Below are 26,640 nucleotides of genomic sequence, written 5' to 3' on the forward strand. Positions count from 1 at the left end.
AGATAAGGCGCGTTGCGCCGCAGGAAGGAAATCCCGTGCTCATTTCACAGATCAAGGATGCCAGTGGCAAAATCACCGTCGCCGTTCGCGAAGAAGGCGGACAGGCGCACGCCGTCAACGGCGCTCAATCGGTTTACGCGCTGGCCATGGAAGCTGCCAATGGTGGCAAGAGCCTTGCCGATGTTGTGTCCGCCCATGGTCTCGGCGATGCCGTCGATCTTGAAAAGGCTTACGCTGAAGGTCGCTTTCTGCCGCCGATCACCCATCCCGATCCGGCGCATCTGCATCTGACAGGCACGGGCCTGACCCATCTCGGCTCTGCTGCTACCCGCGACAGCATGCACAAGAAGACCACGGAAGCCGCCGAGGAAAGCCTGACGGATTCCATGAAGATGTTCCGCATGGGTCTGGAAAATGGCAAGCCGAAGGCTGGCGAAAAGGGCGTTCAACCCGAGTGGTTCTACAAGGGCAACGGCTATGTCGCAGCGGCACCCGGTGCTGCTCTCACCTCTCCGTCCTTCGCGCTTGATGGCGGCGAAGAGCCGGAAATGGCCGGCATCTACGTGATCTCCGACAAGGGCGAACCCGTGCGCATCGGCTTTGCCGTGTCGAACGAATTTTCCGATCACGTCACCGAGCGGATCAACTATCTCTACCTCGCCCATTCGAAGTTGCGCCCGGCAAGCTTCGGCCCGGAAATCCGCGTCGGCGTTGCGCCGTCGGATATTCGCGGCACCTCGCGCATCCGTCGTGGCGACAAGGTCATCTTCGAAAAGCCGTTTGTTTCGGGTGAGGACAACATGTCCCACACCTTCGCGAACCTCGAATATCACCACTTCAAATACGGCCTGTTCCGCGCACCTGGTGACGTCCATGTGCACATGTTCGGTACCGCGACGCTCTCCTTTGCGGAGGGCATCAAGCCGGAAGCGGGTGACGTGTTCGAGATCGAGGCCGCTGGTTTCGGCCTGCCGCTGAGGAACCCGCTTGCGGTTAATGCGGAAGAAGAAATCACGGTTCGGCAGATCTGATCTACCGGGGCTGCACGTTAAACGGTTGAGGGAGGGGGTCGCTCAGCGTCCCCCTCTCGACGTCATCCCCGGCTTGTCTTCAGGTGGGACACATCCGCCAAAGCGATAACGCCGCGGTTTTGCCAGTAATCGTCTTGTCTTAGGTACGTAATGCTGCCGGAAGACGCGGGAAAGCTGACATAACCGACGCTGTCGATCGGCATTTTGATCCATGCCGCGATGACGAAGGTAAGAGCGAAGCCATGGGTAACGATGATCTGCGTGGGGCAAGGACGCGATATAATCGTGTCCACAGCGCGGTACACTCTTTCGGCCAACTCTCGTCTTGTTTCGCCATCAGCAATTCCGCCACGATGATCCATCCGGTCGTGATGGGGGGCCGGTATCTGACGGGCGTCGAGCCATTCCTGCGGCATACCACCCGCCGAACCGTAGCTGATTTCCCGCAGGCCATCCGTGGTTTCAAAAGGGCACTTGAGGTGTTCAGCAATGATTGCCGCAGTCTGGGAGGCCCGCAGAAGATCGGAACTGAAGATTTCGACTGATGCGTTGCCGATCAAGGCCACAAGTTTCTCGGCCGTCGCCTGCGCATCGGCTTTTCCCTTGGGTGTCAGTTCGGTATCATACCAGCCACCAACCTTGTTCTCGACATGATGGACGGACTGGGTGTGCGTGACGACAAAAATGTTCTCATAGTGTTCTTCCGGGTAGCTGGGGCTTACTCGAACCCCCACAGCCTGCCTTCGCCCACCTCCACGGAATTGCCGGCCGGGTCGCGGATGTAGACGGAATAGCTGTCGTTCGGCCAGCGGTGATAGTGTTCGATGGGAATTCCAAGCTCCTCGAAGCGTGCTTTCCAGTCGTCCACTTCCGACTTGTCTTTCGCATAAAAACAGAAATGGCCTTGTCCGGTGGCGCCGTGGCGCGGGATCGGATTGTCGGGGGTGGCCGTGCGCGATTGTTGCGGATCGAAGACCAGCAGCATCTGCCGGCCACATTTGAAGAACACGAACTGGCCCGGCAGCCTGCGCACCACCTCCAGCCCGAAGACATCGCGATAAAAGGCCTCGGCGGCGTCGAGATCGTTGGCGTAGATCGCCGTTTCCATAAGGGCGGCTGGCGGTTTCATGGTTCCTCCCCGATGTCTGGCAACGGATATAGCGGACAGTCTATGTTTTCGTGCTGTAGGTCAGCACCGTCAGGTCGTGCTTGCCAACACCACGTTCCAGAACGGTCCAGCCGCAGTTCGTATAATAGATTTCGAGACGGCGCCGGCAGCACAGGTAGCTGGTGTCGTGACCAAGTTCGGCGGCCCGTTGTGTTGCGGCCTGCATGAGCGCCCGGGCGACACCTGAACGTCTGCTGTTTTCCTCCACCCAGAGTGCGGCAACCCATGGCAGATATTGTGGCCGCTCCTCCAGATCGCAATGGATAAGAAAGGCGGAGCCGACGTAACCCTTGTCGTCATGGGCGACGAAGCCGGTCGGCAGGGCATGGGGGTTCACCATATCCTTCAGATGTTCAGCCACATCGCCGACCTGGAGGCCACTATCCTGCCACCATGCCGTCCAGACCCGTTCCGCAATGATGGGTCCATGGGACTGGCAGTCGCGATAGTCGGAAATACTGTACAAAAAGCCCTCTCCCTGATCGGTTGCTGCGGCGATTTAACCGGTCACGGCGGGCTTTCGCAACCCACAGGTTGTTGAAAGCGGATCAGGGTTTCGTTGCCGTCACATGCAGCCAGTCGGTTGGCAGCTTGTCGTAACCGCTGCCTTGCCGTGCTTCTATTTCCACCCCTGCCCAGGCGAAATGCCCGTACAGGTCCTCAAGCCAGGTTTTCGAAGGATAGTTGTAATAGCGGCCGAACGTGTCGCGGCCTTCCGCTTCCCCGGCCTTGAAGCTGGCGTAAAAAACACCGCCCTGTTTCAGCGCCGTATGGATGCGGCGGATGATGCCGGAAAGAGCGGGGCGGGGGACATGCAACAGGCAGGCATTGGCCCACACGCCGTCATAAGTCTCCACGTCGCCGATATCTTCGAACAGCAATGTTGCGACGGGAATGCCGAGCCGCGTTTCGGCCGCCTTGGCGATTTCGGGTGTGCCGTCCGTCGGGCGCACGTCGAAGCCTGCAGCGAGCATGAATTCACTGTCCTGCCCGCCACCACACCCCAGTTCGAGGATGGTCGCGCCTTTGGGCAGGCGCGTGAGGAATTTTTCCAGATGGGGAAGGTCCGCCGTCTGCCCTCTCGACGTATAGGCTCCGGCATTATCCGTATAAAAGCCGATCGTTTCGTCGTCTTTGCCGGCCATTGTCTCAGCTTTGCGATTGGCTCTGCGATTGCTGCACGGTCACCGAAACGTTCAGCGTTTCGCCGGCCGGGCCGATCCGCATGCCCGATATCGGCGCGCAGTCGCGGTAGCAGAGGCCAAGGGCAATGCGCACGTAGCGATCGTCAGGGCAGATATTGTTGGCGGCGTCAAAGCCAACCCAGCCGAGCCCCTGCAGATGCACCTCGGCCCAGGCATGGGTTGCCGTCTGCTCCGCCACGTCTTCCATCATCAGATAACCGGAAACATAGCGGGCGGGCAGGCCCATCAGCCGGGCGGCGGAAATGAGGATATGGGCATGGTCCTGGCAGACGCCCTTGCCGGCTTCGAGTGCGAGTTCGGCGGTGGTTTCGGTGTCGGTCGAACCCGGCACATATTCCACCTTGCTGTTGATCTTCTCCATCAGGTCGTGCAGGCGCTCTAGCTCGCTGTTGCCGGTGCTGGCCTTCGCCAGTTCGCGCACGAGTTTGCCGGGCTTCGTCAGCGGCGTCTCGCGCAGGAACAGCCATAGCGGCGCACTGCCGGTGTGGGGGCCGACCATGCCGGCCCTGTCTTCGGTTATGACGAGGCCACCAGCCACGACCTTGACCCTGCGTTGCGGGCCTTCGGTCTCGACCAATGCGACACGGTTGCCGAAATGGTCGTCATAGCTCACTTCGACGGTGGCGCCGTCGACCGATACATCCCAGTCCTCCACCGTCTGGCACGGGCCGGTCTGTGGCGTCAGGCGCAGCCGCTGCAATGCATAGGGCATCGGCTCGTCATAGACATATTCGGTCGTATGGGTGATTTTCAGACGCATAAGCTGTCCCCGTCCACGCGCTTACAGATAAAAGCGGTAGCCTTCCATGATTTCCTGCCCCAGCTGCCCGTTCCGGTTGACAAATCTCTCCAGAAACTCGTGCAGGCCTTCATCCATGACGCGATCGATCGTCGTCTTGCGCAGACTGTCGCGAATGCTTTCCGCCGTTTCATGCGCCTTGTGCTTTTCGCCGTAATCCTCAGCTATGTAATTGAGGTTGCTGGTGATCTTCTCATAGCAATAGGCGAGCGAGCGCGGCATGCGGCCGTTGAGAATGAGGAAGTCGGCAATGTTGGCGGGCTTGTATTCCGCATCGTAGACCCAGCCATAGGAGCGGTGCGCCGAGACCGAGCGCAGGATGGATTCCCATTGGGCATTGTCGAGCGAGGAGCCGACATGCGCCACGGCCGGCAGCAGCACGTAATATTTTACGTCGAGAATGCGGGCGGTGTTGTCGGCGCGCTCGATGAAGGTGCCGATGCGGGAGAAATTATAGAGATCGTTGCGCAGCATCGAGCCGTGGAAGGCGCCGCGCACCAGACCGGCGCGATGCTTGATGACATCGATGGTCTGCGGCAGTTCGGCATGGCTGAGCTTGCGGCCGAGGATGTTCTTCAGCTCGATCCAGAATTCGTTGGTGGCTTCCCATGTCTCGCGCGTCAGCGCGGTGCGCACCATGCGGGCATTATTGCGGCCTGCCTCGATGCAGGACATGACGCTGGAAGGGTTTGCCTTGTCCCGCAGGAGATAATCGATCGCATTGGCCGCCGTCACCTTCTCGCGCGTTTCGAGAAAGGCTTCGTGCACGCCGGCACTCTGCAACACGCCGTCCCAGTCCTCATCGCCGCTGCCGCTGCGCGTCAGGGAAACGCGCAGGCCCGCATCGATAAGCCGGGCGATGTTTTCAGCGCGCTCAATATACCGGAACATCCAGTAGAGCCCGTTTGCCGTTCTGCCCAGCATGGCTTAGTCCTCCAGTACCCATGTATCCTTGGTGCCGCCGCCCTGGCTGGAATTGACCACCAGGGAGCCCTGCTTGAGGGCAACACGGGTCAGTCCGCCGGGAATGATCTTCACCTTGTCTGAAACCAGCACATAAGGACGCAGATCGACATGGCGCGGCGCGATGCCGTTTTTCACCATGATCGGCACGGTGGAAAGCGACAGCGTGGGCTGCGCGATGTAATTGGAGGGGCGGGCTTTCAGCTTTTCGGCAAAAAGCGCCCGTTCCTTTTTCGACGCGGTGGGGCCGACCAGCATGCCGTAACCGCCCGAACCGTGAACTTCCTTGACAACCAGTTCGGCAAGGTTGTCGAGAACGTATTTCAGGCTGTCCGGCTCCGAACAGCGCCATGTCGGCACGTTTTCCAGAAGCGGCTTGCGGCCGGTGTAGAACTCGACGATCTCAGGCATGTAGGAATAGATTGCCTTGTCGTCGGAAATGCCGGTGCCCGGCGCATTGGCGATGGTGATGTTGCCGGCGCGGTAGACATCCATGATGCCGGGTACGCCGAGCGCCGAATCCGGCCGGAAGGTGAGCGGATCAAGGAAGTCGTCGTCGACGCGGCGGTAAAGCACGTCGATGGCCTCGTAGCCACGGGTAGTGCGCATCTTGACCTTGCCGTCCATGACGCGCAGGTCGGACCCTTCCACCAGCTCCACGCCCATCATGTCGGCCAGGAAGGAATGTTCGTAATAGGCGGAATTGTAGATGCCAGGGGTCAGCACCGCGACGCGCGGCTTGCCGGTGCAGCCTGGGGGTGCAAGCGAGGCGAGCGATTGGCGCAGCTGATAGGGATAATCCTCCACCCGCTGCACCCGGTTTTCATGGAAGAGTTCCGGGAACATCTGCATCATCGTTTCACGGTTTTCCAGCATGTAGCTGACACCTGAAGGCGTGCGTGCGTTGTCTTCCAGAACATAGAACTGGTCTTCGCCTGTGCGGACGATATCCGTGCCGACAATGTGGGTATAAACGCCGCCGGGTGGCGTGAAACCGATCATTTCCGGGAGGAATGCGACGTTCTTCTCAATGATTTCGCGGGGAATGCGCCCGGCGCGAATGATTTCCTGCTTGTGGTAGATATCGTCGAGGAAAGCGTTGAGAGCGAGAACGCGCTGTTCGATACCCTGGGCCAGTTTGCGCCACTCGCGCCCGGAAATGATGCGCGGAATGATATCGAAGGGGATCAGTTTTTCTGAACTGTCGGCGTGGCCGTAGACTGCGAAAGTAATACCGGTTTTTCGAAAGATGTTTTCCGCGTCTTTAGACTTCTGGATCAGGTGTGCCCTGTCCTGCCGGCTGTACCACTCGTTATAGTTTTCATATGGGCTTCGCGGCGCGTTGTCCGCATTTATCATTTCGTCAAATGCCAACTTCGATGTCCCCTTTTTTGCCATATGAATACAACGACAAATGCAATGCAAGAACTATGCGGAGGCCTCCGTGAAGATTTTTTACCGCCCTAGAGTTTTAAAAAAGAAGCGTTTTTTCGCTTTCAGCCTATAAATGCGGCATTGGCAAATTGGTTGCAGGGCAAGGTGGGGTGGAACGGGGTGGTGGCACTGTGTGCGCCGTGGGCGAATGCACAAATTTTGTTCGTTCGCTTTCGGTTGATGGGTTTTGGGTGTGGCATCAGAAAATCTGAAAGATGCGATCACCAAAACACTTTTGACCTTTTGCGGGGATGGGGATACCGGCTAGCTTGGACGGCTGTGTTTCGCCAAGGGGTGCGCTCCGAGATCCGGCCGGGTTATTGACCGGTTGCTTCAAGTCGTAAAAATGTCAATTCGCCGCATGCCTTATGTCCCGGACCTATGCCCGGTTGCGGGGCATCACGCGGCACAGGGGAAGTTCCCATGTCGCTCGACCGTCTGGCTCCGGCCATTTTCGTCTTTCTCTGGTCGACCGGCTGGGTCACCGCGAAATATGCCGTTTATTATACTGGTCCGCTGACCTTCCTCTGTCTGCGTTACCTGTTGGCGGGTGCGATATTGTGGGCGATCTGCCGGTTTTCCTCCATTCAATGGCCTGAACGGCGCATCGATGTTTTCCGGGCAATCTTGTCCGGCGTGTTCCTGCACGGCCTTTACCTTGGCATGATCTGGTGGGCGATAGGGCAGGGCGTGCCGGCGGCGATCGGCGGCATTATTGCCGGTTTGCAGCCATTGATGACGGCGGTTGCCGCCCGTTACATGATCGGCGAAAAGATCTCTCCGGTGCAGCGTGCCGGCTTGCTTCTCGGCTTTGTCGGCATTGCCATCGCCGTGCTGCCGAAGGTCATGGCGTCAGGCGCGCTCGGCCTTTCCGTGCCGCTTTATGCCGTGGCGGTGAATGTGCTGGGCATGACGTCGGTGACCTATGGCACCCTTTACCAGAAGAAATACGTCCATGGCGGAAACATCATGGCGGTCGCCACGCTGCAATATGTCGGCGCCCTCATCGTCACGGTTCCCTTCGCGCTGTTGCTGGAAGATGGTCATGTGGACTGGAGCCTCGGGCTTGCCGCCACGCTCGTCTGGTCGGTGGGCGCGATCTCCATCGGTGCGGTGGCTCTGCTGCTCTATCTCATCCGGCGCGGGCAGGTCTCGCGCGCTGCCTCGCTGATCTATCTCGTGCCGCCGCTTGCCGCCGTGGAAGCGGCCCTGCTTTTCGGGGAAACGCTGACGCCTGCCATGATTGCCGGCACGGTCCTGGCGGTAACGGGGGTGTATCTGGCCAACCGCCGGCCCGCAGCGCCGGTTGAGGCACGTTAATTCCTACAACCTCATATTAGAGATTTGTTAACCATAAAATTATACCTCTCGTTAATCTAGAGATTTGGCGGGGGTTACATGTCTATTTCACGTCGTGGTGTTCTGTTCGGATTGCCGCTGTTGCTGGCCGGCTGCGCAAGTTCCGGCATCGGGCAGCAAAGGCTTAATTATGCGGCGAAGCCGGACGAGAAGTTTCCGCTTCCGGAAATGCATCTCGACAAGGTGAAGCCCGAGTTGCGCCGGCAGGAAGTGGCATACGATACCGCGCATCCGGCTGGAACGGTGATTGTGGATACGCCCGCGCGGCGTCTTTACTACGTACTGGGCGATGGACGGGCAATGCGTTACGGCGTCGGCGTCGGTCGTCAGGGCCTTGCGCTGAAGGGCGACGCCTATATCGGCCGGAAGTCGGAATGGCCTTCCTGGACGCCGACCGCAAACATGATGCGCCGTGATCCGCGCAATCTGAAATACGCCGGCGGCATGGAGGGGGGCCCGAACAACCCGCTCGGCGCACGGGCGCTCTACCTCTATCGCGGCGGCAACGACACCATGTTCCGTCTGCACGGCACCAACCAGCCGCAATCCATCGGCCACGCCATGTCAAGCGGCTGTATCCGGATGCTGAACCACGACATCATCGATCTTTACAGCCGCGTGCCGGTTGGCTCCAGGGTCGTGGTGCTGCAGGCCTGACGGAGAGGCGGATTTTTCCGCCTTTGCCACTCGAAAAAATGCCTGTATCCTTGGGTTGATTTTTTCCACATGAGCGCAGTTTTATGGTGGAAAATCAACCATGTGTAGAATGACTCCCTTTATGTATTTAAGGGAGTTCTGCTATATCGGAAATGTGATTTTCGGTGTTCGAGACGTGTATCCATAAAGGCATGATTGCGCTGTATCGAGCGTCGCACCACTTCAACGGGGACACATGAACATGGCAATTTTAGACAATCTCTCCCGCTATCGCCCGCAGGCACTCGGGGCGCTGCGCATCATGACGGCGCTGCTTTTCATTTCGCATGGAACACAGAAGCTGTTCGGTTTCCCGGCATCACAGATGGACGGCTCCCTGCCGACGATGCTGCTGGTGGCGGCGCTTCTGGAAGCCGTTGGCGGCATTCTCGTGCTGGTCGGCCTTTTCACGCGTCCGGTTGCCTTCATCCTGTCCGGCCAGATGGCTGTTGCCTATTTCATTGCGCACGGGCCTAAGAGCTTCTTCCCCGCTCTCAATGGGGGCGACGCCGCGATCCTGTTCTGCTTCATCTTCCTTTACCTCGTGTTTGCCGGTCCGGGCGCTTTCTCGGTGGATGAACGCCGGGCCTGATCGGCCGCTGCAATCACCGGTCTGTCATTGAAGCCCCGCATGGCTGGTACCGTGCGGGGCTTCATGCTTTTGAAGCGTTGGAAACTTCGGCCGTCACCGAAGCATAGATGCTTGTTTTCGGGTTAGGAACGGTTCATCCTGAACGCAGTTGGAAAATTGATCCGTGACCAGTCAAAACCCTATCGCCCGCGAATTGCTGCTGCTTGCCCTGTTGTCCACTCTGTGGGCCGCATCCTACACTTTCATCAAGATCGGGGTGGAGACCATACCACCGCTGACCTTCATTGCGGCAAGAACCCTGATTGCCGGTCTGTTGCTGCTGGCGGTCATTCGCCTGCGCGGGCTGCGGTTGCCGCGGGATTTCGCCACATGGCGGCTCTTCTTCGTTCAGGCCTGCATCAACAGCGTATTGCCTTTCACGCTGATCGCGTGGGCGGAGCAGAGCATCGATGCCGGTCTCGCCGTCATCCTCAATGCGACGACGCCGATCTTCACCTTTCTTCTCACTGCGCTGATCATCCGGCATGAGCAGGTCAGCGGGCGCAAGCTGTTCGGCACTGTTGCGGGCATGACAGGTGTCTGTCTCATCATCGGTCTGGATGCGTTGAACGGGGCGGGTGAGGCGCTGTGGAGCCAGATTGCAGTGCTGACTGCAGCCTTTTCCTACGCCTGTGCCGCCATCTTCAGCAAAAACTTCAGGGGTCTCGATCCCGTTATGCCTGCCGCCGGCTCGCTGATCTGCGGCGCCGTGCTTCTGCTGCCGGTGAGCGTGATCGTTGACCGGCCCTGGACATTGTCGCCATCTCCGGCGTCGCTCACCGCACTTGTGTGCCTCAGCGTCTTTTCAACCGCGCTCGCCTTCATGGTCTATTTCCGGCTGATGCAGACGCTCGGTTCGGTCGGTACCACGTCGCAGGCGTATCTGCGGGTTCCGATCGGTGTCGCCATTGGCATGGTGTTTCTTGGAGAAGTGCCGACGCCTGCCATGTGGGTGGGTCTTGTCTGCGTGATTGCCGGAGTGCTGGCCATGACCCTGCCGTCGCGGCGCCGGTCGTTGGCGCAGGGCGGTTGAGAGCAAAAAGAAAACCCCGCAAGCCTGCGCTTGCGGGGTTTGAAGGTAGACACGCGATACCGGGGAATCGGCTCGCGCAGAGTTAAGTTACTTAGCGGTTACGGCCGCGATTGCCGTTTCCGTTGCCGGAAGCGCGCTTTTCCTGACCGTTGCCGCCAGCAGGAGCGTGACGGTTGCCACCGCTGCCGCCGGGCTTGCGGGCAGGGCGGCGCTGCTTGCGAGGGCCGGCCGGGCGACCTGCGTCACCTTCCGCCGTCTTCACGCGCTTGAAGTCTGACGTGACTTCCAGATCATTGTCCGCATCACGCGGGGCGTGGTGACGCGAGGGACGGGGCTCGCCATTGTGGCGTCCGCCTTCGCGGGGTCCACGCGGCTGGCCGCCATTGTTGTTGCGACCACGGTTGTTGTTGTTCGGGCGCGTCGGGCTGGCAAGACCGGCCGGACGTTCACCGGATGCAACCGGGATATCGATCTTCATCAGCTTTTCGATATCGTGCAGCAGACGTGTTTCGTCCGGTGCGCAGAACGCGATGGCAATGCCGTCGCGGCCGGCACGGGCGGTACGGCCGATGCGGTGGACATAGGCGTCGGGCACTTCCGGCAGGTCATAGTTGAAGACGTGCGTCACGGCCGGAATATCGATGCCGCGGGCAGCGACGTCGGTTGCGACCAGAACCTTGATCTCACCGTCCTTGAAGCCCTTCAGTGCCCGCTCGCGCTGGCCCTGGCTCTTGTTGCCGTGGATGGAAGCGACCTTGAAGCCGATATGTTCCAGATGCTTGTAGAGCTTTTCCGCGCCGTGCTTGGTGCGCAGGAAAACGATCGAGCGGCCATCCGGGTTTTCGTTGAGCGACTTCTTCAGAAGGTCGGTCTTGTCGTTCTTGCCGGCGACGAAATGCACGTACTGCTCGACCTTGTCGGCGGCCTTGCCCGGAGGTGTTACCTCGACCTTGATCGGGTCCGTCAGGAAGTTGCTGGCAAGCTCGGAAATCGCCTTCGGCATCGTTGCCGAAAACAGCAGGGTCTGGCGCTTGGCCGGAACCATCTTGGAAATCTTGCGCAGATCGTGAATGAAGCCCAGATCGAGCATCTGGTCGGCTTCATCAAGCACCAGATAGGTGACCTTGGAAAGCGAGATCGCGTTGCGGGCGATGAGGTCCAGCAGACGGCCGGGTGTCGCCACCAGGACGTCCGTGCCTTTTTCGAGCTGAAGCTGCTGCTTGTTGATCGACGCGCCGCCGACAACCTGGTTGATGCGCAGTGGCGTCTTCTTCACGAAGGAGCGCAGGTTTTCGCCGATCTGGTTCACCAGTTCGCGGGTCGGTGCAAGGATGAGGGTGCGGGTGGTGCGGTTTGCCGGGCGGTCGGCTTGCTTCATCAGCATTTCGATGATGGGCAGGCCGAATGCTGCCGTCTTGCCCGTGCCGGTCTGTGCGAGGCCGATGAGATCACGGCCTTCAAGCAGCAGCGGAATGGCCTTTGCCTGAATGGGGGTGGGGGTTGTGTAGCCGAGCTGGGTAACGCTGGCCACAATCTTTTCAGAGAGGCCGAGTTCGCTAAAACTGGTCAATAGTAATGCCTTTCGGGGCGCCAAAAACCAATCGTCCGGAGCAGTTGCTGCTGTCCGGCGGTTTCGGCGTCAAGAACCCCGCGTGAATTGGGAACTTGTGGGTTGGAATAACTTTCTGCGCATCAGTGCGGCAAAACGCCGTCTTCTGTATTCGTTGCGCTTTTCCTTCATGCGGGCCAAGTCATCTTGGTCATGTGCTGCAGCTCACGCGGCTGCCGAAGGTGAAAGCTTGACCGGCATGTGGGCGTTTTATGGCGTAAAGTCAAGCAATAGTTTTGTAACGCTGCCGTCTCGCGGCGCATGGCTGCCATGCAGAAGGCAGGCTGGCGATTGCCGGCGAGGCGCGGAGGCTTGCGAATAATTATGGTTAAAAAAGGGTAAAGCGACCATTCCGCACATAGCAAATAGCGGTTTTCTCACATAACGTTTTTGCAACGACGTCTGGAAATATTTGATTCGACAAGGATGGAACTGCACGGTGTGGAGTATCGCTTGACCCAAGGATGCGGGTTGCTGGAAAAAGCTTACGGGGCAATCGCCGCTCTGGATTTGCCCGCGTGCATCAAGGACAGCGAGCTTCGCTACCTCATGGTCAATGCAGCCTATGGCCGGGTCATGGGGCGTCCGCCCGCCGCGTTCACGGGCCACACCAGCCTTGCCCTTTCCGCCGATATTCGCGATGCCGAGCGCGAGGACAGGGAGCGCCGCTCGCTGGTCTTTGCCACGGACGAAGTGATTTCATGCCATGGTGCAGCGTCTTCAGGGCCTTACAAGCTGCGTTGCGAACGTTTCACCGGCGATGACGGCAGTCTGTTCCTGTTTGAGGTGTTCGAAGAAATGCCCTCTGTCGTGAAGGGTGTTTCGGACGGCGGCAGTGCCGACCTGCTGTTCGACAGCGGCGTTATCGACCTCATCGATGCCGGCATCGTGATTTATGACCGTGAAAACCGGCTCGTCTATTGCAATGCGCGTTTTGTGGAATTCTACAGCGATTTCAACCTCCAGCTAAAGCCCGGCACCCGGCTTGAGACGCTAATGGAGGCGGTCTATTTCTCGAGCGGCTACCGCAGCGTGAAATCGGACGATCCGGATTACCAGGCATGGCTGCAGAAGCAGTTGCGGGATTTTTCCCTGCCCTATCTCGAAAGGGTCGAGCAGTTTGCCGATGGCCGCTGGGTGCGTATGGTCAACAAGCGGCTGGAAAACGGCATGCTGGTGGGGCTTCGCGTCGATGTGACGGAGTTCAAGGCGCATGAGACCCTGCTTAGCAAGCAAATCCGCGAGACCTGGCTGCTGCGCGCCGCGCTTGAGCAATTGCCCGTGGGCGTGTTCCTGCGGGACCAGGACAGGCGGCTGACCTTTGCCAATGCGGCCTTTGAGAAATTCCGGGGCGGCAGCCTCGCCGACTATTTGGGCAAGACCGAATGCGAGATGTTTCCGGAGGAGGGCGCAGAGTTCCAGCGGGAAAACGAGCATATCCTGCAAACCGGAGAGGCGATTGAAAAGACGGGAACCATTCCGCTTTCGGATGGCGGCGCCGTTCCGGTCATAACCCGGCTCGGCCGGGTCACGACGCCCGATGACGAATATTATCTGGTGGGTTCAGTCACCGATGTCAGCCTGCTGAAGGAGCGGGAAAATGCGCTGATCGCGGCGCAGGCGCAGGCCGAAGCGCTGCATCGCCAGTTCGAAACGGTTCTTCATGCCCTGCCGGTTGGCGTACTACTCCTCAACGCGGATCTCGTCATCGAATATGTCAATCCGTGCTTCGACACGTTATGGGGCGAAATCGGCGGCGAGAAGTCGCTTGTCGGCAAAAGCTATCGCGAATTCATGGAGGCGAATTTCGAAAGCGGCCTTTATGATTATGGCGATATACCCTTCGAGGAGCTCTACAACCAGCGCGCAGAACGGCTGCGCAACGACAAGGTCTTCACGCCGCGCGAGGTGCGCAGCAAAAGCGGCAAGGTCACCGTCATTTCCAAGACCCGCCTCGACGGCGGAAAAATCCTCAGCACCTATGCCGATGTGACCGACGTGCGCATGCGCGACGCCGAGATCAGTGAGGCAAAGGCCGAACTTGAGCGTGTCGGCGAATATATGCAGGGCGCCACGCGCGCCATGGCGCAGGGGCTGGTGCTGGTCGAGCAGGGAACCATCATCATGTCCAACGAGGCTGTGGCGCGAATGTTCGACGTGCCGCCGCAGCTGCTGGAAAAGGGCTGCAACTGGTCGGGGTTTTTTGCCCATTGTGCCGGGCGCGGAGATTTTGGCACCAAAGAGGAGGCGGCCGCGACGCTGACCGCCTGGAGAGAGCACATAGCCGCCAACAGGCCGTTCTCCTGGCTGATCCATATTGCCGGAAAGACGTGGCTCAATCTGGAAGCGACCAACAGTTCCGGCAATTACTGGCTCATCATCGTCACCGACGTCACCGAGATGAAGATGCGCGAGGAGGAGTTGCAGCGGCTGCTTTCCCGCGCGGAAGCGGCAGATCGCGCCAAATCTGAATTCCTTGCCAATATGAGCCATGAAATCCGCACGCCGATGAATGGCGTGCTCGGCATGGCGGAACTTCTGGCCAAATCCAATCTGGATACACGCCAGAAAACCTTCACCGATATCATCGTCAAATCCGGCAATGCGCTCCTGACGATCATCAACGACATTCTCGACTTCTCCAAGATCGAGGCCGGGCAGATGAAGCTGCGCAGCGTGCCTTTCGATCCGGCGGAAGCGGTGGAGGATGTGGTTTCCCTCCTGTCCTCAGCGGCGCTGGAAAAGAACATAGAGCTGGTCGTCCGGATCGATCCGTCGGTTTTCGGCAAGGTCATGGGGGACGCCGGGCGGTTCCGCCAGGTCGTCACCAATCTTGTTGGAAACGCCGTCAAGTTCACGGAAATGGGGCATGTGCTGATCGAACTTTCGGCGCAGTCGGCGGAAGCGTCGGAGACCATTCTGTCGCTGCGCGTCGAAGATAGCGGCATCGGCATTCCCGCAGACAAGCTCGAAACCATCTTCGACAAATTCAGCCAGGTCGACGGCTCAGCGACGCGGCGGCACGAGGGAACGGGATTGGGACTGGCGATCACGGTCGGTCTTGTCGGTCTTTTCGACGGTACGATCAATGTGGTGAGCGAAGTCGGCAAGGGATCGACCTTCGAGGTCAATATTCCGTTTCACGTTACGGAAAAACGGCGCGACGCTCCGCTTCTTGCCATGGCGATCGAGGATATACGCGTACTCGTCATCGACGATAACGACGTCAATCGCCGCATATTGACGGAGCAGCTGAAGACATGGGGAATCGACGGCCATGCTGTGCAGGACGGGCCATCAGGCATTGCCGTGCTGCAGGAGGCTGCATCCCTCGGTTTTGCCATCGACGCCATCATTCTCGATTATCACATGCCTGTTATGAACGGGCTGGATGTGGTCGAGCGGATCAGGGCGGATAGCCGTTTCGACGATATCGCCATCGTGTTCCTGACGTCTATGGATGTTGTAGGTGACGAGAGCCTTTTCACCGATCTCAGCGTGCAGGCGCATCTGATGAAGCCGGCGCGGGCGCGTCTGTTGCGTTCCACCCTGTTCGATGTGGTGCGGGATGTGCGGCAGAAGCGCGCCCGGCAGGATCCGCAGGGGCTGGGCTCAGGCGGCAGCGATGCGCCGGTGCGGCCAGACAATGGCCCCACGGACAAGAAGCGGCGGGTTGTGTCACCTCCGACGACGGTTCCAGACCGGCGCCGACCCTGCCTTGTGGATGTGCTGGTGGCCGAGGACAACGACGTCAACCAGATCGTCTTTACCCAGATCTTGCAGCAGGCGGGTTTACGGTTCCTGATCGTCGGCAATGGCAAGAAGGCCGTTCAGGCGTGGGAGGAGCACAACCCCGCCGTCATCCTTATGGATGTGTCGATGCCGGTGATGAACGGGCATCAGGCGACAATGGCAATCCGCGCCGCCGAACAGGCGGCTGCCGACGGCCGGCATGTTCCGATCATCGGCGTTACCGCGCATACACAGGACGCGGACCGCGAGCTTTGCATCGCAGCAGGCATGGATGATTATCTGTCGAAGCCCATCAGCCCCGAAATTCTCGAGGACAAGATCGCGCAATGGCTGGGAGACGCGATGCCACGCCGCGACGTGCCGACCGCCTGACAGTGAAGGCCGGTTGCTGCTGTGGGAGCCGTCTCAGCGGGATGGCTTGGTGCCGCACAGCATCTCACGCTTTCCGGCAAACCCTTTGCGGCGCTCCAGTTCAAAACCGGCGGCTATGAGGTTGCGGCGGACGAAGCCAGCGGCGGCATAGGTGGCGAATGTGCCCCCCGGTACCGTTTTGCCGAACAGCGTCTGCATGATTTCCAGCGACCACATGTCGGGATTGCGGGCAGGGGCGAAACCGTCCAGAAACCAGGCGTCGAAGCCTTCGCTTCTGCCGGAAATGCCGGTGAGCGCTTCGCCGCACACCACTGTCAGGCGCGTCTGGTCATCCAGTTCGATATCGACCTCGCCTTTCGGGTCCGCCGGCCAGCGGGCGACCAGTGCCTTGCGTTCGGAGTCAACTTCCGGCCAGCGGGAAAGCGCCCGGTCGATCTCGTCCGACTTCATCGGGTAGAGTTCGAAGGACATGAAATGCAGCTTGGAGTGACCGTTGCGCACCTCTTTCCATTGACGCCAGGTCTCGCAGAGATTGAGACCGGTGCCGAAGCCAAGTTCGCCGATGCGGAAGATGCTCTCTCGCTCAAGCCAGCGCTGCGGCAGGCCGTTTCCGGACAGAAAGACATGGCCGCATTCCAGCCTGCCATCCGTCTGGCAATAAAAATGATCGTCAAAGGCTAGCGAATAGGGCATATCCCCCTCACGCCAGTCGAGCGCGGCGGGCGGATTGTCGGCCGCCGAACCGATATCTGCGGTGTTTTCCTTGGAATGTGTCATGACTAATGCCGATAGTCCCGCTTTCGAATCTGGTCAATCACCAAGATTGCGGGCACCAAGATTGCCTGGCTCGGTGCCGCTCCTCATCGTCGGTGGCGGCATTATGGGGCTGTGGGCTGCCGTCAAGGCAGAGAGGATGGGCATAAGCGCCCTGCTGCTGGAAGCGGGCCGTCTTGGAGATGGTGCAAGCGGCGGGCTGTTGGGCGCACTGATGCCGCATATGCCGGACCGCTGGTCGGACAAGAAGCAATTCCAGTTCGACGCTCTCGTTGCACTGGAAAAACAGATCGCCGAGTTGGAAGCCGAGACCGGGCTTTCCGCCGGTTACCGGCGCTGCGGCCGGATCATTCCCCTGCCGAAACCACATTTGCGCAGCATTGCCGAACGGCACGAGCGGGATGCCGGGGAAAACTGGGTTTCAGACGGGCGCCGGTTCCACTGGCATGTCGGTGACAGCCCTTCCGTTGCCGGATGGGTGGACGATGCGGCGGGAAAAGCGGGCTTCGTGCTGGATACGCTGGCCGCACGGGTTTCTCCCCGGGCGATGATCACCCTTCTGTCGGCTTTCCTCCGCAACGCCCGGCATGTGCGGGTGGCGGAACAGTGCCGCGTCGTCTCGCTCGATCCGGATAAAGGGCGGGCGGTGCTGTCGTCGGGCGACGAGGTCGCCTTCGATCATGTGATCGTCGCGAACGGCCATGGTTCCTTCGCGCTGATCCGCGATGCCATCGGTCTGGAACCCGGCATTGTGCTTGGACAGGCGGTGAAGGGGCAGGCCGCCCTTCTGGATGCTGCGGCCGACCCGGCCATGCCGGTCGTTTTTCTGAACGGTCTCTACATCGTGCCGCATGAGGATGGCACTGTCGCCATCGGCAGTACCAGCGAAGATTGTTTTTCCGATCCATTCAGCACCGACGAAAAGCTGGAAAAATTGCTCGCGGATGCATGCGCCGTGGTGCCGTCGCTTGGCCGTGCGCCGGTGATCGAACGCTGGGCCGGGTTGCGGCCGAAGGCGGTTGGACGGGACCCGATGGTGGGTACACTTTCCGAATATCCGCGGCTCGTGGCGTTATCGGGCGGCTTCAAGGTCAGCTTCGGCCTTGCCCACTGTCTTGCAGATGCTGCGTTGCAGGCCGTGTGTGGCCACACGCCGGACGTGCCTTCCGGTTTTCGCCTTCAAGAACACGTGAGTATTGCTGTCCGGACTTTAGAAACTTCTGATTAGTTTGGTCCACGTCGTTAATCTGTCACGCAAATCGCTTACTTGCTGGCCTGCAAAGAGCCCCGTTTGGCCGCATTTGCGGCGAGGTGATAGCGCATGCGATACGCCATCCATTTCACGCCTTCCCCCAACGACCCGCTGACGCAGGCGGCTGCCGCGTGGCTGGGACGCGATGCCTATTCAGGCCATGCGGTGGAGCCGCCGGGCACGATCGATCTCGGCATGCAGGAGATTTCCTACCATACCGCCCTGCCGCGCCGTTATGGTTTCCACGGCACCATAAAAGCCCCGTTCCGTCTTGCCGAAGGTCATTCCGAGGCCGCGTTGTTGCGCGACCTGATGTATTTTTCCGGCAGGCAGGACCCCTTCACGCTGCCACAACTTATAGTAGCGCGGCATGACAATGTCTTCAGCCTCGTTCCCGAGCGCCCCTGCGAAGTACTGAATTTTTTCGCAGCCCGTGTGGTGCAGGAATTCGACCGCTACCGCGCGCCGCTCTCCGAGGCGGAAATCGAGCGGGCGGATCCCGACCGGCTTTCGGCTTCGCAGCTGACCAATCTGCACCGCTGGGGCAGTCCGCATGTGATGGACGAGTTCCGTTTTCAGATGTCGCTGACGGGCGGTGTCGAGCCTTCCAGCAGCCAGAGGATCGAGCGTGCCGTGCGCAAGGTTTTCGAGCCGCTGCTCACCCGGCCTCTGTCATTTTCCAGCCTTGCGCTTTTCATCGAGGATGAACCCGGTGCGCCTTTCCGGGTGCACTCGCTGCACCCCATGGGTCGTGTTTCCGCCCGAAAGATCGCCTGAGAAGCGCCCCGCAGAAATCGTACACAAAAAAGCATCGGAATGTCGGCAAAATTGCTCTCGACATTCCGAATTCGGATGCTACCGTCCGTGCATCGCATGTCTGAAGCGTGTCGTGTTTACCCGTGTCGGGCGGACACCTTCGGATGGTTGTTTTGCTCATGTCTTCCAGAAGCGGGTTCCGCGTCGGGAGAGGTGTTTTGGGTGGCTGAATGATTTCCGAGAATTACTCCCGCAATCTGGTGGGCTACGGCCGCAATAGTCCCGATCCGAAATGGCCGGGCGGCGCACGCATCGCCGTGCAATTCGTCATCAATTACGAAGAGGGCGGCGAAAGCTGCATTCTCGACAACGACAAGGCGTCGGAATCGCTGCTGTCGGAAATCGTCGGTGCGCAGCCCTGGCCCGGCCAGCGCAACCTGAACATGGAATCGATCTACGAATATGGCTCACGCGCCGGTTTCTGGCGGCTGTGGCGCATGTTCACCGATCTCGGCGTCACCACAACTGTTTATGGCGTGACCGCTGCCATGGCGCGCAACCCGCAAGCCGTTGCGGCAATGAAGGAAGCGGGTTGGGAAATCGCCAGCCACGGTTATCGCTGGCTGGAATACAAGGATTTTTCCGAGGAGGAAGAGCGCAAGCATATTGCCGAAGCCGTGCGCCTGCATACGGAGCTGACGGGCGAGCGCCCCTTTGGCATGTATCAGGGCAAGCCTTCCGACAATACGTTGCGTCTCGTCATGGAAGAGGGTGGTTTTCTCTATTCGTCCGATTCCTATGCCGACGATCTGCCCTATTGGGTGAAGGGATTGCAGGATAAACCGTTCCTGATCATTCCCTACACGCTCGACACCAATGATATGCGTTTCGCCACGCCGCAGGGTTTCAATTCCGGCGACCAGTTCTTCGCCTATCTGAAAGACGCTTTCGACGTTCTTTATCAGGAAGGGCTTGAAGGCGCGCCGAAGATGATGAGCGTCGGCCTGCATTGCCGTCTCGTCGGCCGTCCCGGCCGCGCCGCAGCCCTTCGCCGTTTCATCGAATATGTGCTGGGCCATGAAAAGGTGTGGATCCCGAAGCGTATCGAGATCGCTCGTCACTGGCATGAAAACCACAAGCCGGGAACGCTCTGATGCTGACGCGGGATGAATTTGTCAGCCGTTTCGGCGGTGTGTTCGAACATTCGCCTTTTATCGCCGAACGGGCCTATGATGTCGGAGGCGCAGGTCTGGAGTTAACAGCGAAGGCGGTTCATGGCGGATTATGTGCGCAGTTTCGTGCCGCCTCCGAAGCGGAACGGCTGGGTGTTTTGCGCGCGCATCCTGATCTTGCCGGCAAGCTCGCAATAGCAGGTGAGTTGACCGCCGATAGCCGCAATGAACAGGCGGGCGCAGGGCTTGACCGGCTTTCGCCCGAGAAGCATGCGCGCTTCACCGAGCTGAACTCCGCCTATACGCAAAAATTCGGCTTTCCGTTCATCATTGCGGTCAAGGGGCTGAACAGGCACGATATTCTCTCCGCCTTCGAGACGCGTATCGGCAATGATGCGGCGACAGAATTTGCGACGGCGACGGCGCAGGTGGAAAAGATCGCCTGGCTGCGCCTTTCCTCGATGCTGCCCGAGGGCTGAATTGGCGAGCGGCGGTCGTTCCGCTATACTCGTGCTATCTGGAGATTGAGGCCATGAGACCCTCCGAGGTGCTGGAAAAGAACAGGGAAGCGATCCGCGAAGCAACGAAGCGCTTCAACGCGGCAAACCCGCGCGTGTTCGGTTCCGTCGCCCGTGGCGAAGACAGGCCGGACAGCGATCTGGATATTCTGGTGGATGCGTTGCCGGGGACCACTCTGTTTGATCTTGGCGGATTGCTGGAGGAACTGAAGACTATCCTCGGTGTCGAGGTTGACGTCGTCACCTCAGGCGGCCTGCACTCGGATATCCGGGCGCGTGTTCTGATGGAAGCCAAAGCAGTATGAGTACGGATCGACTTCTGCTCTACCTGAAGGAGATGGATGTTGCCGCCTCCCAAATACGGGATTTCATTCAGGATATGGATGAGGCCACTTTTTCTTCCGATACGCGAACCCAGATGGCTGTGATGATGTGCCTTGCCCTGATTGGCGAGGCGGTCGCAAAACTGGACAAGTATTACCCCGCGTTTTTACAGCAGCACCCGGAAATCCCCTGGATTAAGATGAAGGGTATGCGCAATTTGATCGTGCATGATTATTTTCGGGCGGAACTCTCGGTCGTCTGGAAAACGATAACGCAGAGCATTCCGGATTTGCAGGCGCGTCTCTCACTCCTCCGAAACTGGCATGCCCAAGGTGAATGACATTTGACTGATTTTCTCGAGATCAAGCCTCTCACCAAAGAGGCGTTCGCATCCTTCGGTGATGTGATCGAAATTACACCCTCTTCCATGTGCCACATCAATGGCGGCCAGACCGAGCGGCATCATGCGCTTGCGGCACCCGAGGCAGCGGGCGAGGGTGCGCGCATCATCCTCAATATTTTCCGCGGACAGCCGCGTACCTTTCCCCATACAATCGAGATGATGGAGCGGCATCCGCTCGGCAGCCAGAGTTTCTCGCCGCTGTCCGGCAGGCCTTTCCTTGTCGTCGTTGCCGAGGACGAGGGCGGCAAGCCTGGTCGGCCGCAGGCTTTTCTGGCGGGCGGCGATCAGGGCGTGAACTACCGCCGCAACGTATGGCATTATCCGTTGATGCCGCTGCAGGCGATTTCGGATTTTCTGGTTGCCGATCGCGAGGGGCCGGGCAACAATCTGGAAGAGCATTTTTTCGATGCGCCCTACATGATCGCGGAGCCTAGCCTATGACCGGTTTGACCACCCACGTCCTCGATGCCGCCCATGGCACGCCCGCCGAAGGGCTGACGATCGAGCTTTACCGGCTCTCGGGTGATCGTCGCGAGAAGATTAAGACGGTTAAGACCAATAGCGATGGCCGCGTTGATGGCGGGCCGCTACTTGTGGGCGACAGTTTCAAGGCCGGGGAATACGAGCTGGTTTTCCATGCGGGCGATTATCTGCGTGGCAAGGGCGTCACCCTGGCGGAACCCGCCTTTCTCGACATCATCCCCATCCGTTTCGGCATTGCCGACGAGAGCGGCCATTACCATGTGCCGCTTCTGCTTTCGCCCTATAGTTACTCCACCTATCGAGGAAGCTGACCGCCATGATCTTTGCCGCCATTGCCGATATTCATGGAAACTGCGCCGCACTGGAGGCCGTGCTTGAGGATATCGCGAGCCTGGGCATCAAGGACGTCGTTAATCTCGGCGATTGCTTCAGCGGTCCGCTGGAAGCGGGTTTTACCGGCGATGTGCTGGTTGGCAACTGGATACCCAGCGTTCTCGGCAATCATGATCGCGAATTGATCGAGCGCGCGCCGGAAGAGATGGGCAGCTGGGAGAGGCCGGCGCATGCGCAGCTGACCGCCGCGCATCTGGACTGGCTGCACACCCTGCCGTTCAGCATGGTTTTCAAGGACGTCGCCTATTGCTGCCACGGCTCGCCGCGCGGTGATCTGGAGTACTGGCTGGAAACGCTTTCGCCGGAAGGGGTGCTGAAATTGCGACCGCTTTCCGAAATCGAGGCCATGGCTGATGGCATCACCCAGCCGCTGATGCTTTGCGGCCACACACATATCGCCCGCACCGTGCAGCTCTCCGATGGCCGCCTGATCGTCAATCCCGGCAGCGTTGGCTGCCCCGGCTGGAAGGATGACACGCCGTTCGACCATCATGTCGAGGTTGGTCATCCGCTTGCCAGCTACGCCGTGCTCGAAGAAACCGCACGCGGCTGGCAGGTCTATTTCCGGCAGATACGCTACGATAATCTTGCCATGGCCGAGATGGCGAAGGTCAACGGCATTCCGTATCTGGCCGATGCGTTGGAAAACGGTTGGCTCAAGCGGTAGAACTCACCCTTCGCTGTTCATGACAACGCAGGCATAAGACTGCGCCTTCAACTCCTTACAGGCGGAAACCGCCGAAGACTGGTCTTCAAAGCCGGTAAAGCGGGCGCGGTAGAGCGTTGCCGATCCGCTTTGCACCGCTTCGGTATAGGGCGCGATGCCGGAGTAGCTGCCGGCGATGTTGGAACGCGCATTGGCGAGCAGCGAGCGGGCGGCAGCTTCGCTGTCGGTGGCGGCGATCTGCACTTCCCAGCGGCTGCGTTGGCCGGTCATTTGTGCAGCGGGTGCGGGTTTCGGAATGGCAGAGACCTGGATCATATCCGCCATCTGGCTGTTCGCCGTGGCGATCTGCATGGCGATCGGATCGGCGCGACGCTCGGCAAACATAGGCAATGGTACGGTTGCCGGAGGGACGGCTGCGGGCGGCACATCGAAAGTGCGGCTGACATTGGCGCTTGCCAAGAGCTGTTCGGTATTACGGCTTCTCGAGGCCTGCGGCATCGCCTTGTCCAGCAGAGCAGCCATCTGCGCATCGCGGCCGCGCGCGGTCTTGCCGCCCAGCACGACGCCAACGACACGGCGGCCATTGTGATTGATGGCGCTGACGAGGTTGAAGCCCGACGCATTGGTGTAACCGGTCTTGATGCCGTCCATGCCCTGATAGCGATACATCAGATTATTGTGGCCACGGATGCGCTTGCCCCGGAAGCTGAAGGATTCCATGGCAAAGAGGCCGTATTCTTTCGGAAAGTCGCGCTGCAACGCAAGGCCGAGTTTCGCCATGTCGCGCGCCGTCGTCACCTGCGATTTGCTGGGCAGGCCTGAGGCGTTGCGGAAAACCGTCTTGGTCATGCCAAGCTGGCGGGCCTTACGGGTCATCATCTGCGCAAATTGTGCCTCGGACCCGCCGAGATGGTCGCCCATGCCTTCCGCCATGTCATTGGCGGATTTGACGATCATGCCGTAGACGGCTTCGCGCACCGTAAACGTCTGGCCCTCACGCACATAAAGCTTCGAGGGGATGACGGCTGCGCCGTTCCTGGACATCCTTATCTTCTGGTCCCAGCGAATCCGGCCGGCGTGCAACGCCTCGAAGGTCATATAGAGCGTCATCATCTTGGTCAGCGATGCCGGGTGGTTCAGCACATCGGCGTTCTGCGCGGCGAGGACCTTTCCGGTATTGGCATCCATGATGAAATGGGCATAACCGGCCTGCGCAGGCGATGCCTGCAATGAGAGGATCGCGCAAAAGAAGGCGAGTGCGAATACCCATGCGCCCGCCATTCCCCGTTTGATCGTTCCCGACATGGTCCACCCCTTTATGTTCGATCGCCGCGATGGGCGAAGTTTTACTGACACTTTCCGGCAACAAAACCGCTAAAACTTTAGAGATCGCTTTCATGCTTAATTAAGTATGAAATTCAAGTCGGCCGTCGCCCTCACAATTTCCTTGCAAAGAAACCAACCATCCGGTATGTTTACCGTCATGACAAATGCACATGAACGCAAAAAGCAGCCTGAGATCGTTCGCCGCAATCTTCTCGATTGCGCGGCGAAACTCGCTGCCGAGCAGGGGGTTGCGGCGCTTTCCGTGCAGGCAGTGGCCGATGCCGCCGGGGTGACGAAGGGTGGGTTGTTTCATCATTTTCCTTCCAAGCAGGTGCTGCTGGAAGCGGTGATGACTGACCTTCTGGCGACTCTGGACACTGAGATCGACGACCTCATCTCACAGGATTGTGAAGCTTTTGGGAGCTTCACAAGGGCCTATGTGAACGCGGTTTTCTCGGATCGGGGCAGGGATTCGGGCAGGCAATGGGCAGCGATCTCGGTTTCCATGGTCGGTGAACCGTCGCTTCGGCGCATGTGGAACAGCTGGATTGAGGGGCGCCTTGCCCGTCATAAAGAAACGGATGACGGGGTGGTCCTGGAGATGGTGCGGCTTGCGGCTGACGGCATCTGGTTTGCCGATCTACTGGCCGACGACGGTAAAGCGGGTGGCGACAGGGCGGCTCTGAGGGCCCGGATGATCGCCCAGACGAAAAAGGAAGTGGAACGATGAACGCGGCTGTTTTGACTTATGGGGCGCTTGTCGCGGCTATCGTCTGCGAGGTCATCGCAACTTCCTTTCTGCAGCAATCGCAGCAATTCACCAAGCTGTTGCCGACGGTGCTGATGGCGCTGTTTTACGGTGCGGCCTTTTATCTCCTGTCGTTCACGCTCCGGGCGCTGCCGGTCGGCGTTGCCTATGCGATCTGGAGCGGGCTTGGCATCGTGCTGATTTCCGGCATTGGCTATTTCGTGTTCCGCCAGACGCTCGATATTGCTGCGGTGGTTGGTCTTGGGTTCATCGTAACCGGGGTGGTGATCGTCAATGTGTTTTCGAAGACGGTGGGGCATTGAGCGGACTTCTCCACCTCATTCCTGTTCTTGTCACAGGAATCCAGCCGGCGCGCGTCTGCGCGACGAGAATAGTCCTTTCAGCCCAAGGGCTTGGGCTCGCTGGATCTCTGTGACAAGCACAGGACTGAGGGAGGCGGCGTAAAGGCGATATTCTTACCGAAGCATCGGCTTCGATCTTTACGTTGTATGCCGTGTCGTCACCATCACGCCAGAATGCTGCGATCGACGTCCGTAATCAGCCGCTTCCCGCAAAGCGCCATGCTGATATCCATTTCCTTGCGGATGATCTCGAGCGCCGTCGTCACGCCCTGCTTGCCATTCGCGCCGAGGCCGTAGAGGAACGGGCGGCCGATGTAGGTTCCCTTGGCGCCGAGTGCTACTGCCTTCAGCACGTCCTGGCCGGAGCGAATGCCGCCGTCCATATGCACCTCCACCCTGTCGCCAACGGCATCGACGATCCTCGGCAGCATGGCGATCGAGGAATGCGCGCCGTCGAGCTGGCGACCGCCATGGTTGGAGACGATGATGGCGTCCGCGCCAGTATCGAGCGAGGCGCGCGCATCTTCCTCGTCAAGGATACCCTTGAGTATGAGCTTGCCGCCCCAACGCTCCTTGATCCATTCGACATCCTTCCACGACAGGCGCGGATCGAATTGCTCGGCCGTCCAGGAGGAGAGCGACGAGAGGTCGGAGACGTTCTTGGCGTGGCCGACGATATTGCCGAAGCTGCGGCGTTGCGTGCGCAGCATGTCGAGGCACCATCTTGGCCGTGTCGCCATCTGCCAGATGTGTTTCGGGGTGAATTTCGGCGGGGCGGAGAGGCCGTTGCGCAGGTCCTTGTGGCGCTGGCCGAGAATTTGCAGGTCGAGCGTCAGCACCAGCGCCGAGCATCCCGCTGCCTTCGCCCGGTCGATCAGATTATTGACGAAGTCGCGGTCCTTCATCACGTAAAGCTGGAACCAGAAAGGTTTGGAGGTGACGGAGGCGACATCCTCGATGGAGCAGATGCTCATGGTGGAAAGCGTGAAAGGCACGCCGAATTCTTCCGCCGCTTTTGCCGCCAGCATCTCGCCATCGGCATGCTGCATGCCGGTTAGTCCAGTGGGGGAGAGCGCCACCGGCATCGAAACCTTCTGGCCGATCATTTCGGTGGCGAGCGACCGGTCGGTCATATCCACCAGCACACGCTGGCGTAGCTTTATCTTGGAAAAATCCTCCTCATTGGCGCGGTAGGTGCCTTCCGTCCAGGCGCCGCTATCGGCATAGTCGAAAAACATCTTCGGCACACGGCACTGAGCCTGTTTCTTCAGGTCCGCTATGGTGAGGATTTTGCCCATGGATAAAGCCTTCACATTTGAATGATGGCTTCACATAACATGGTAATCGCGTTTACGCGATGGCAATCGTCTTTGCAGCAGTGCTTTTTGCACTCGCAAATGGCTAGGAAT

Annotated in this window: 28 protein-coding genes; 17 read left to right on the top strand and 11 right to left on the bottom strand. The window is 59.3% G+C overall.

The genetic code is table 11. From position 1 onward, the window contains the following. Positions 1-35 precede the first annotated feature (35 nt). On the top strand, positions 36-1,031 hold the full coding sequence (gene araD1 / locus FB593_RS13165) for a 2-keto-3-deoxy-L-arabinonate dehydratase AraD1 (RefSeq protein ID WP_013636674.1): 996 nt from the start codon (positions 36-38) through the stop codon (positions 1,029-1,031). 62 nt (positions 1,032-1,093) lie between these two features. On the opposite strand, the gene FB593_RS13170 is transcribed toward araD1, so the two are convergent. The 7 genes from FB593_RS13170 to FB593_RS13200 form a co-directional block, all read right to left on the bottom strand. After that, complete coding sequence (locus FB593_RS13170; RefSeq protein WP_145166662.1) at positions 1,094-1,765, bottom strand: histidine phosphatase family protein; 672 nt, start codon at positions 1,763-1,765, stop codon at positions 1,094-1,096. Beyond that, positions 1,750-2,160: a VOC family protein gene (locus FB593_RS13175; protein ID WP_019565146.1), complete on the bottom strand. Its 411-nt coding sequence runs from the start codon at positions 2,158-2,160 to the stop codon at positions 1,750-1,752. The genes FB593_RS13170 and FB593_RS13175 overlap by 16 nt, the downstream gene beginning before the upstream one ends. Before the next feature lie 40 nt (positions 2,161-2,200). Further along, complete coding sequence (locus tag FB593_RS13180; RefSeq protein ID WP_145166663.1) at positions 2,201-2,665, bottom strand: GNAT family N-acetyltransferase; 465 nt, start codon at positions 2,663-2,665, stop codon at positions 2,201-2,203. 82 nt (positions 2,666-2,747) lie between these two features. Next, positions 2,748-3,344 carry a class I SAM-dependent methyltransferase gene (locus FB593_RS13185; RefSeq protein ID WP_145166664.1) on the bottom strand — a complete coding sequence of 199 codons (597 nt, stop codon included), beginning with the start codon at positions 3,342-3,344 and terminating at the stop codon, positions 2,748-2,750. Between the two features lie 4 nt (positions 3,345-3,348). Further along, positions 3,349-4,164: a transglutaminase family protein gene (locus tag FB593_RS13190; RefSeq protein ID WP_003513702.1), complete on the bottom strand. Its 816-nt coding sequence runs from the start codon at positions 4,162-4,164 to the stop codon at positions 3,349-3,351. 21 nt (positions 4,165-4,185) lie between these two features. Further along, positions 4,186-5,127 carry an alpha-E domain-containing protein gene (locus tag FB593_RS13195; RefSeq protein WP_003513700.1) on the bottom strand — a complete coding sequence of 314 codons (942 nt, stop codon included), beginning with the start codon at positions 5,125-5,127 and terminating at the stop codon, positions 4,186-4,188. Between the two features lie 3 nt (positions 5,128-5,130). Next, positions 5,131-6,540, bottom strand: coding sequence for a circularly permuted type 2 ATP-grasp protein (locus tag FB593_RS13200; protein ID WP_003513699.1), 1,410 nt, complete (start codon positions 6,538-6,540; stop codon positions 5,131-5,133). Between the two features lie 483 nt (positions 6,541-7,023). Between FB593_RS13200 and FB593_RS13205 the strand changes: the two genes are divergently transcribed. From FB593_RS13205 to FB593_RS13220, 4 genes are all read left to right on the top strand, one after another. Continuing rightward, positions 7,024-7,920, top strand: coding sequence for a DMT family transporter (locus FB593_RS13205; protein ID WP_003513697.1), 897 nt, complete (start codon positions 7,024-7,026; stop codon positions 7,918-7,920). Between the two features lie 78 nt (positions 7,921-7,998). Then, on the top strand, positions 7,999-8,616 hold the full coding sequence (locus FB593_RS13210; RefSeq protein WP_003513696.1) for a L,D-transpeptidase: 618 nt from the start codon (positions 7,999-8,001) through the stop codon (positions 8,614-8,616). Between the two features lie 235 nt (positions 8,617-8,851). After that, entirely contained in the window at positions 8,852-9,247 is a 396-nt protein-coding gene (locus FB593_RS13215; protein ID WP_019565150.1) for a DoxX family protein, read from the top strand. Between the two features lie 163 nt (positions 9,248-9,410). Beyond that, complete coding sequence (locus FB593_RS13220; protein ID WP_013636669.1) at positions 9,411-10,319, top strand: DMT family transporter; 909 nt, start codon at positions 9,411-9,413, stop codon at positions 10,317-10,319. 91 nt (positions 10,320-10,410) lie between these two features. Here the strand turns inward: FB593_RS13220 and FB593_RS13225 are convergent, their stop codons facing one another. Then, positions 10,411-11,889, bottom strand: a complete 1,479-nt coding sequence (locus FB593_RS13225) for a DEAD/DEAH box helicase (RefSeq protein ID WP_003513690.1) — start codon at positions 11,887-11,889, stop codon at positions 10,411-10,413. A gap of 465 nt (positions 11,890-12,354) precedes the next feature. Between FB593_RS13225 and FB593_RS13230 the strand changes: the two genes are divergently transcribed. Further along, entirely contained in the window at positions 12,355-16,053 is a 3,699-nt protein-coding gene (locus FB593_RS13230) for a response regulator (RefSeq protein ID WP_113472922.1), read from the top strand. A gap of 33 nt (positions 16,054-16,086) precedes the next feature. On the opposite strand, the gene mnmD is transcribed toward FB593_RS13230, so the two are convergent. Then, complete coding sequence (gene mnmD, locus FB593_RS13235; protein WP_112290352.1) at positions 16,087-16,830, bottom strand: tRNA (5-methylaminomethyl-2-thiouridine)(34)-methyltransferase MnmD; 744 nt, start codon at positions 16,828-16,830, stop codon at positions 16,087-16,089. Here mnmD and FB593_RS13240 point away from each other — a divergent pair. From FB593_RS13240 to FB593_RS13280, 9 genes are all read left to right on the top strand, one after another. Beyond that, positions 16,829-18,055, top strand: coding sequence for an NAD(P)/FAD-dependent oxidoreductase (locus tag FB593_RS13240; RefSeq protein WP_112290354.1), 1,227 nt, complete (start codon positions 16,829-16,831; stop codon positions 18,053-18,055). The genes mnmD and FB593_RS13240 overlap by 2 nt on opposite strands. A 93-nt stretch (positions 18,056-18,148) precedes the next feature. Further along, the gene (locus FB593_RS13245) at positions 18,149-18,856 is read left to right on the top strand and encodes a DUF1045 domain-containing protein (protein ID WP_003513684.1); all 708 of its coding nucleotides are present in this window, start codon (positions 18,149-18,151) and stop codon (positions 18,854-18,856) included. A 209-nt stretch (positions 18,857-19,065) separates the two neighbouring features. After that, positions 19,066-19,989, top strand: a complete 924-nt coding sequence (gene puuE, locus FB593_RS13250; protein WP_145166665.1) for an allantoinase PuuE — start codon at positions 19,066-19,068, stop codon at positions 19,987-19,989. Further along, positions 19,989-20,486, top strand: coding sequence for a 2-oxo-4-hydroxy-4-carboxy-5-ureidoimidazoline decarboxylase (gene uraD, locus FB593_RS13255; RefSeq protein WP_112391422.1), 498 nt, complete (start codon positions 19,989-19,991; stop codon positions 20,484-20,486). The genes puuE and uraD overlap by 1 nt, the downstream gene beginning before the upstream one ends. A gap of 53 nt (positions 20,487-20,539) precedes the next feature. Beyond that, positions 20,540-20,830 (top strand): nucleotidyltransferase family protein, encoded by a 291-nt coding sequence (locus tag FB593_RS13260; RefSeq protein ID WP_003513679.1) that lies wholly within the window; start codon positions 20,540-20,542, stop codon positions 20,828-20,830. Between the two features lie 32 nt (positions 20,831-20,862). Beyond that, positions 20,863-21,189 carry a DUF86 domain-containing protein gene (locus tag FB593_RS13265; RefSeq protein WP_272871254.1) on the top strand — a complete coding sequence of 109 codons (327 nt, stop codon included), beginning with the start codon at positions 20,863-20,865 and terminating at the stop codon, positions 21,187-21,189. 3 nt (positions 21,190-21,192) lie between these two features. Then, a complete protein-coding gene (locus FB593_RS13270) occupies positions 21,193-21,693 on the top strand; it encodes an ureidoglycolate lyase (protein WP_145166666.1) in 501 nt (166 codons plus the stop codon). Further along, entirely contained in the window at positions 21,690-22,046 is a 357-nt protein-coding gene (gene uraH, locus FB593_RS13275; protein WP_003513673.1) for a hydroxyisourate hydrolase, read from the top strand. The genes FB593_RS13270 and uraH overlap by 4 nt, the downstream gene beginning before the upstream one ends. A gap of 5 nt (positions 22,047-22,051) precedes the next feature. Then, entirely contained in the window at positions 22,052-22,795 is a 744-nt protein-coding gene (locus tag FB593_RS13280; RefSeq protein WP_112391421.1) for a metallophosphoesterase family protein, read from the top strand. A gap of 3 nt (positions 22,796-22,798) precedes the next feature. Here FB593_RS13280 and FB593_RS13285 read toward each other — a convergent pair whose 3' ends face one another. Continuing rightward, entirely contained in the window at positions 22,799-24,076 is a 1,278-nt protein-coding gene (locus tag FB593_RS13285; RefSeq protein WP_162696516.1) for a D-alanyl-D-alanine carboxypeptidase, read from the bottom strand. A gap of 190 nt (positions 24,077-24,266) precedes the next feature. Here FB593_RS13285 and FB593_RS13290 point away from each other — a divergent pair, with 190 nt between their 5' ends. Both FB593_RS13290 and FB593_RS13295 read left to right on the top strand, forming a co-directional pair. Continuing rightward, on the top strand, positions 24,267-24,851 hold the full coding sequence (locus tag FB593_RS13290) for a TetR/AcrR family transcriptional regulator (RefSeq protein ID WP_112290367.1): 585 nt from the start codon (positions 24,267-24,269) through the stop codon (positions 24,849-24,851). Further along, on the top strand, positions 24,848-25,192 hold the full coding sequence (locus tag FB593_RS13295; RefSeq protein WP_025594230.1) for a DMT family transporter: 345 nt from the start codon (positions 24,848-24,850) through the stop codon (positions 25,190-25,192). Before FB593_RS13290 ends, FB593_RS13295 begins: the two co-directional genes overlap by 4 nt. Positions 25,193-25,395: 203 nt before the next feature. On the opposite strand, the gene FB593_RS13305 is transcribed toward FB593_RS13295, so the two are convergent. Continuing rightward, the gene (locus FB593_RS13305; RefSeq protein ID WP_065687121.1) at positions 25,396-26,529 is read right to left on the bottom strand and encodes an alpha-hydroxy acid oxidase; all 1,134 of its coding nucleotides are present in this window, start codon (positions 26,527-26,529) and stop codon (positions 25,396-25,398) included. Positions 26,530-26,640: the final 111 nt, after the last annotated feature.

The organism is Rhizobium sp. SJZ105, from assembly GCF_007828365.1.
GTDB lineage: Bacteria > Pseudomonadota > Alphaproteobacteria > Rhizobiales > Rhizobiaceae > Agrobacterium > Agrobacterium tumefaciens.

Bases quoted from the DNA above. Each gene is read 5' to 3' on its own strand.
- uraH (WP_003513673.1), top strand. From the start codon at position 21,690: ATGACCGGTTTGACCACCCACGTCCTCGATGCCGCCCATGGCACGCCC.
- FB593_RS13190 (WP_003513702.1), bottom strand. From the start codon at position 4,164: ATGCGTCTGAAAATCACCCATACGACCGAATATGTCTATGACGAGCCG.
- FB593_RS13295 (WP_025594230.1), top strand. From the start codon at position 24,848: ATGAACGCGGCTGTTTTGACTTATGGGGCGCTTGTCGCGGCTATCGTC.
- FB593_RS13215 (WP_019565150.1), top strand. From the start codon at position 8,852: ATGAACATGGCAATTTTAGACAATCTCTCCCGCTATCGCCCGCAGGCA.
- FB593_RS13195 (WP_003513700.1), bottom strand. From the start codon at position 5,127: ATGCTGGGCAGAACGGCAAACGGGCTCTACTGGATGTTCCGGTATATT.
- FB593_RS13240 (WP_112290354.1), top strand. From the start codon at position 16,829: ATGACTAATGCCGATAGTCCCGCTTTCGAATCTGGTCAATCACCAAGA.
- FB593_RS13260 (WP_003513679.1), top strand. From the start codon at position 20,540: ATGAGACCCTCCGAGGTGCTGGAAAAGAACAGGGAAGCGATCCGCGAA.
- FB593_RS13210 (WP_003513696.1), top strand. From the start codon at position 7,999: ATGTCTATTTCACGTCGTGGTGTTCTGTTCGGATTGCCGCTGTTGCTG.
- puuE (WP_145166665.1), top strand. From the start codon at position 19,066: ATGATTTCCGAGAATTACTCCCGCAATCTGGTGGGCTACGGCCGCAAT.
- FB593_RS13230 (WP_113472922.1), top strand. From the start codon at position 12,355: ATGGAACTGCACGGTGTGGAGTATCGCTTGACCCAAGGATGCGGGTTG.
- uraD (WP_112391422.1), top strand. From the start codon at position 19,989: ATGCTGACGCGGGATGAATTTGTCAGCCGTTTCGGCGGTGTGTTCGAA.
- FB593_RS13285 (WP_162696516.1), bottom strand. From the start codon at position 24,076: ATGGCGGGCGCATGGGTATTCGCACTCGCCTTCTTTTGCGCGATCCTC.
- FB593_RS13245 (WP_003513684.1), top strand. From the start codon at position 18,149: ATGCGATACGCCATCCATTTCACGCCTTCCCCCAACGACCCGCTGACG.
- FB593_RS13305 (WP_065687121.1), bottom strand. From the start codon at position 26,529: ATGGGCAAAATCCTCACCATAGCGGACCTGAAGAAACAGGCTCAGTGC.
- mnmD (WP_112290352.1), bottom strand. From the start codon at position 16,830: ATGACACATTCCAAGGAAAACACCGCAGATATCGGTTCGGCGGCCGAC.
- FB593_RS13265 (WP_272871254.1), top strand. From the start codon at position 20,863: ATGGATGTTGCCGCCTCCCAAATACGGGATTTCATTCAGGATATGGAT.
- FB593_RS13290 (WP_112290367.1), top strand. From the start codon at position 24,267: ATGTTTACCGTCATGACAAATGCACATGAACGCAAAAAGCAGCCTGAG.
- FB593_RS13185 (WP_145166664.1), bottom strand. From the start codon at position 3,344: ATGGCCGGCAAAGACGACGAAACGATCGGCTTTTATACGGATAATGCC.
- FB593_RS13205 (WP_003513697.1), top strand. From the start codon at position 7,024: ATGTCGCTCGACCGTCTGGCTCCGGCCATTTTCGTCTTTCTCTGGTCG.
- FB593_RS13175 (WP_019565146.1), bottom strand. From the start codon at position 2,160: ATGAAACCGCCAGCCGCCCTTATGGAAACGGCGATCTACGCCAACGAT.
- FB593_RS13280 (WP_112391421.1), top strand. From the start codon at position 22,052: ATGATCTTTGCCGCCATTGCCGATATTCATGGAAACTGCGCCGCACTG.